3 protein-coding genes and 1 pseudogene are annotated in these 2,177 nt (G+C 39.2%); all 4 read right to left on the reverse strand.

The annotated features are described in order from the left end of the window. Positions 1 to 86 (reverse strand): annotated as a pseudogene (locus FKN88_RS17325) (glutathione S-transferase family protein); the annotation flags it as partial. Positions 87 to 212: 126 nt separating this feature from the next. Further along, positions 213 to 944 (reverse strand): hypothetical protein, encoded by a 732-nt coding sequence (locus tag FKN88_RS17330; RefSeq protein ID WP_154170994.1) that lies wholly within the window; start codon positions 942 to 944, stop codon positions 213 to 215. A gap of 161 nt (positions 945 to 1,105) precedes the next feature. Continuing rightward, on the reverse strand, positions 1,106 to 1,501 hold the full coding sequence (locus tag FKN88_RS17335; RefSeq protein WP_154170993.1) for a DUF3465 domain-containing protein: 396 nt from the start codon (positions 1,499 to 1,501) through the stop codon (positions 1,106 to 1,108). 154 nt (positions 1,502 to 1,655) lie between these two features. After that, positions 1,656 to 2,009 (reverse strand): DUF6404 family protein, encoded by a 354-nt coding sequence (locus FKN88_RS17340; RefSeq protein ID WP_154170958.1) that lies wholly within the window; start codon positions 2,007 to 2,009, stop codon positions 1,656 to 1,658. Positions 2,010 to 2,177: the final 168 nt, after the last annotated feature.

Genomic DNA, 2,177 nt, shown 5'->3' on the forward strand with positions numbered 1-2,177 from the left:
CACCACTCATGCTCAATGCCCAAAAAAGAAAGCAAAAGCTTAACCTTGTAACAGTTACCAGATTGGATATCTCCATAAACCTTCACTACAAATCTCCTTTTGTATGCTCAAAAACACATAACGCCGCATTAAGGTGTGAGCGGCGCTTGGCTATACTTGAGCGAAGCGAAACTGCCAAGCGTTGCGAATCACTCTTAAATGCTTTGTTAGGTTTAGTGTGTAGGATGGCTCGGATCAAGCACCTTATTGCCTTGCTCTATCAAGCTACTCAAAAACTGAATCACCCCAGTAACATATCTTTGTAGCTCAAAATCGACCTCAAGAATTAATTTTCCATTAAGAGGACTAAAGTATGGAAACTCAACAATGTGCCCCTTAATTTTATGCCCATGCTTAATAGTGTTGTTTAGGGTGCGGCATTCATCTGCATCTTGGAAAGAATCCAATGTGGACAACGTGATACCTAACTTTGCAAATTCTTTATTAAATTCGTTGAACCTATAAGGAACCTTTACATCAGATTCTTGAATTCCATTGATATGGAAACACATTTTCTTATACACAAACCCCATAGTCTGTTCAGCGATAGCCCAAAGACCAACAACTGTCATTTGGTTTGAAAATTGATATGTTTGATAATTTGATGAAGATTGAGCGTGGATTTGTTCTCTAGCGCGCACATACATCATGCTATTTTCATCTGCTCTTGCCAATTGTTCTTTATGTTGTTCAACAAACACATCTATAGCTTTCTCGTTTTCAGCTATATGACCGTGAATTATTTGCTGGAGTCTACAAAAATCATACATTTTCCAATCTAACTCCATCTGTATCTGACCGAGTAAGCCAGTAGGATTGAAAAAATACACCATTGGTGCTTCTTCATCACCAGGAAATGCGCACCTTGATTTCAAGGGTTTGTATGATGGTATTTTATTGTACATGTTGCCCTTTATCTTACTGAAACTGAGAAAACCTAACGCCCGCTTAAGGGGCTGACAACGCTACTACCAAGTTTCCGCATAACACTAAAACCACTGAAATCAACGCATAATAAAAATGCCGCGCGTTGGAAGTCCCTCTTGAAGCGTTTGTTATGTGAATGTTACTCGTACGTCTTACCGTTGTGCTTTAACCAACCGTGCGGGTGTTTATTGTTTGGATCCTTGTGCGTCCAGTGCATGACACCACCTTTTTTGTTCCATTCATATTCACCGTAAAACTGGACTCGATCGCCAACTTTTAGATTTGGAACCCTAGGAGCTAAATCAATATTGTGAGCAACAAGTAAAGTTTGTTTACTGTCCAGTTTCAATATGAATTTTTGATGCCTACTCCCTTCGTTGTCATCAGGTAACAAGCGAATGACTGTGCCTGAGCCTTTAACTTGAATATCACTTTGACGATTTTCATACGCATTTTTTAATTGATGATCATTAGCTTGAGCACCAATCGAAGCTAGACAAAAGACGGCTATAAATATAGCGATTAACTTCTTCATATACTCAATTTCTCCAATTCACATAACGCCGCGTTAAGGGGTGAGCAACGCAACGACTAACTCACCGCATTACACTAAAAACCAATAAAATCAAAGCATAACGAAAATACCACGCGTTGCGAATCCCTCTTTAACGCCTTGTTAGGTTTTGGGCTTATTCTCCCAATGAACTCCAATCTGTTAGATTTAATTGCTTACGCCTAATGTAATAGATGGTTGCCATAAAAAGGCCAAACAAAGCGCCAGCAAGTAACGAGATATAAACGGCTTCTAAAACTGGTTTGCCGAGTTCATTCCAAACCAGAAACCATTGAAAGAATCCCCAAAAAGGAGCAAAGAAAATCAAACAAAGCATAACGTTGGCAAAAAAACTCTGGTAATAAGGAGGCGGAACACATAATCCGAATTTACGTAATAACTTTACAAATAGAGGATTGTAGTTAGACCTCCGAACACCTTTATCACTTAGTTCTTTGTGCGCAAGTTGTAGCTTCGTTTCATAATCCATGATTAAGAATCCTCTAATTCGATATTTTCCGCGGAAAAACCTAACGCCGCGTTAAGGGGTGAGTAACGCAACTACCAACTCACCGCATTACACTAAAAACTAATAAAATCAACGCATAATGAAAATGCTAAGCGTTGCGAATCCCTCTTAAACGCTTTGTTATACGTG

This window comes from Vibrio sp. 2017_1457_13, assembly GCF_030851525.1.
Lineage (GTDB): Bacteria > Pseudomonadota > Gammaproteobacteria > Enterobacterales > Vibrionaceae > Vibrio > Vibrio metschnikovii.